The sequence below is a fragment of the Roseateles aquae genome (assembly GCF_032337115.1).
Taxonomy (GTDB): Bacteria; Pseudomonadota; Gammaproteobacteria; order Burkholderiales; family Burkholderiaceae_C; genus Roseateles_C; species Roseateles_C aquae.
In genome coordinates this window covers 1-2,295 of record NZ_JAVXZY010000029.1, presented here as the reverse complement: position 1 = coordinate 2,295, position 2,295 = coordinate 1, and the positions used below count along the sequence as shown (strand labels likewise).

Annotated in this window: 1 protein-coding gene and 1 pseudogene; one reads left to right on the top strand and one right to left on the bottom strand. The window is 61.7% G+C overall.

Annotated features, from left to right (window positions below; all coding sequences use genetic code 11):
* Positions 1-218 precede the first annotated feature (218 nt).
* Positions 219-650 (bottom strand): DUF1801 domain-containing protein, encoded by a 432-nt coding sequence (locus tag RQP53_RS24595; RefSeq protein ID WP_315653375.1) that lies wholly within the window; start codon positions 648-650, stop codon positions 219-221.
* 201 nt (positions 651-851) lie between these two features.
* On the opposite strand from RQP53_RS24595, the pseudogene RQP53_RS24590 reads away from it, so the two are divergent.
* Positions 852-1,524 (top strand): annotated as a pseudogene (locus RQP53_RS24590) (transposase).
* Positions 1,525-2,295: the final 771 nt, after the last annotated feature.

Here is a 2,295-nt window from a genome sequence, read left to right as displayed (position 1 = left end):
GAATCGCGGACCTGGGGCTTGTAGCGCGGCATGCAGACCTCCTGGGATGTCTGCGTAGTTGAACCGCTAGCGCTCTATCTGTGAATTGGGGATGTTGAGGAGATTTTTTACAGCCTCAACGTTTAGCATGCTCAGCCCATGGCGGCAGGAAGCCGCAGGGCCAAATTGCAATGAGGCCCAAAGGCGGCATGCCGTTGCTGCTCCGGTTGAGCGAGTGGCTAGCCGTCGCTGGCGTGCGGGTGGCGGCGCTGAATTTCTGCGACGGACCCGACAATGAGTTCTTCCAGCACCTTGGTGTCAAGGTCGGCAAGGCGTTTGAAGTAGAGGCAGGACTTGCCCATCTTGTGCTTCCCCAGCTTGGCAAGGAGTTCACCCTGCTCAGGATCCTCGCAGCTGAGGTACACAACCAGTTCCCGGCCGCGGACAGCAAAGCCAGTGAGGGGTGCTTCACCAGAGTGACCGCTCTCGTACCGGTACTTGTACCTGCCATAGCCCACGATACTTGGCCCCCACATTACTGCGGGCTGCTTTGTGACGCGCTTGCACAGGGCCATGATGGCTTTGCAGTCGCTGAGTTGCTCTGGACTGGCGCGGGATGCGAGGTACTCATCAACGCTTACGCCCGTGGGTTTGGTCTTGGTTTCAGCCATTGGCGATTCCTCTGTCGCGGAAGAGTCAAGGAGATGAACTGCGACACCTAACGTTGAAGCTGTGCAGCGAGCGCCGGCTTGCCGACGCGAGTCAGCCAGAGCGGAATACGAAGGGACTTCCCTCGTGCAGGCAACGGCGCCAAAGCGCCACGATTGGTGGTTCGAGTCATCACTCTGCAGCCATGTTGAAAGGGGAAGTCCGTGGCGAAGATTACCCGAGTTGGGGTGGATTTGGCCAAGCGTGTTTACCAGGTCCACGCCGTGGACTACGCCGAACGCCCGGTGCTGGCGCGGCCGATGTCGACGCAGCGCGATGAGCAGTGGGCCGCCACGCTGCCTGCCGGCACCCTGGTCGTCATGGAAGCTTGCTCCGGCGCCCATCACCTCGCCCGCCGCCTGCGCTTGATGGGCTTGGACGCCTGGCTGATCGCGCCTCACTTCATTGCGCCATTTCGTGTTCAAGATGAACTCACCGCTTCGGCCCTGGTGGCCGCCGTGTGTGACATGCGCCCGTTCAAGAGCGCGCGCCAGTTCAGCGCCTGGGTAGGCCAGGTGCCGAGCCATAACTCCAGCGTCGGCAAGAACCGCCTGGGGCGCATCACCGAGCATGGCGATGACGACCTGCGCACCTTGCTGATCCAGGGCGCCAAGTCAGCGCTGCCGGCCGCGCCCAAACGCAAGCACCGCATCTCGCAGCGGTTGCTGCAGCTGCGCGACCGGGTCGGCTGGCAAAAGGCCCTGGTGGCGCTGGCGAAACAAGAACGCCCGCATCCTGCGTGCGCCGCAGACCCGGGAGCTCGACTACGACCCCGAGCATGTGCCACCTGTTCCGCCGTACAAGCTGCCGGCGCTCAAGGAGCCTCGGCCAGCCTGAGTCCAGTTCACATCGCAGACCCACGTTCGTAGAGGCAAAGCACAGGCTGAGCCTGGACACAAGGCGTCCTGAGGACGGCTTGTTCCTGGCGAAGGGGCAAGCCTCCTTGCTTGCCGCGGCCTGCAAGGCAGACCGGCAGCAGGTGAACCCGATAACCCGTCCGTTGCACGCTCGGTGCGCTGAGCCAACAACGCCGAACGAATGGGGTCTTGCTGAGCGGTTCGTATCTGGGGCAGCGGCACCGCCCGCATCAAGCTGAGCCCGGACACAGGGCGTCCTGAGGACGGCCTGTGCCTGGCGAAGGGACAAGCCTCTGGCTTGTCGCGGCCTGCAAGGCCGTTTGTAGATGTTCAGTCTGTTCCTCGTTGCGTTGCCGCTGTTCAGAACACAGGTCTGGAAATGAAAACGCCCTTGAGGGGTCAGGTCTTGCTATTGGCGCTTGAAACGGTGGGAAGTCCTTGTAGAGTGGTTAGGTCGCATGTGCAGCAACGAGAAATACCCAGCCGTTTGCATCTGTACGACGGACGACAAGAGCGTGCGCTCTGGGTAGACAAGAGGGTGAAAGCATCGACAAATCTCCGGCACCCCGTGGATGCTCAGCGTAAGCAACAACCTCGGTGTTTCTTACGAGGACAAGCACATTGATTGTTGAAACGCCCCGGGTTCCGCGGAGGCCAGTTGGTTTAAGTCAGACGGTCGCGGCCTGACCAGCGCGTTGACGATGGTAATTGGCTTCGAACTCGGCAGGCGGGACGTGATCGAGCGGCCCCA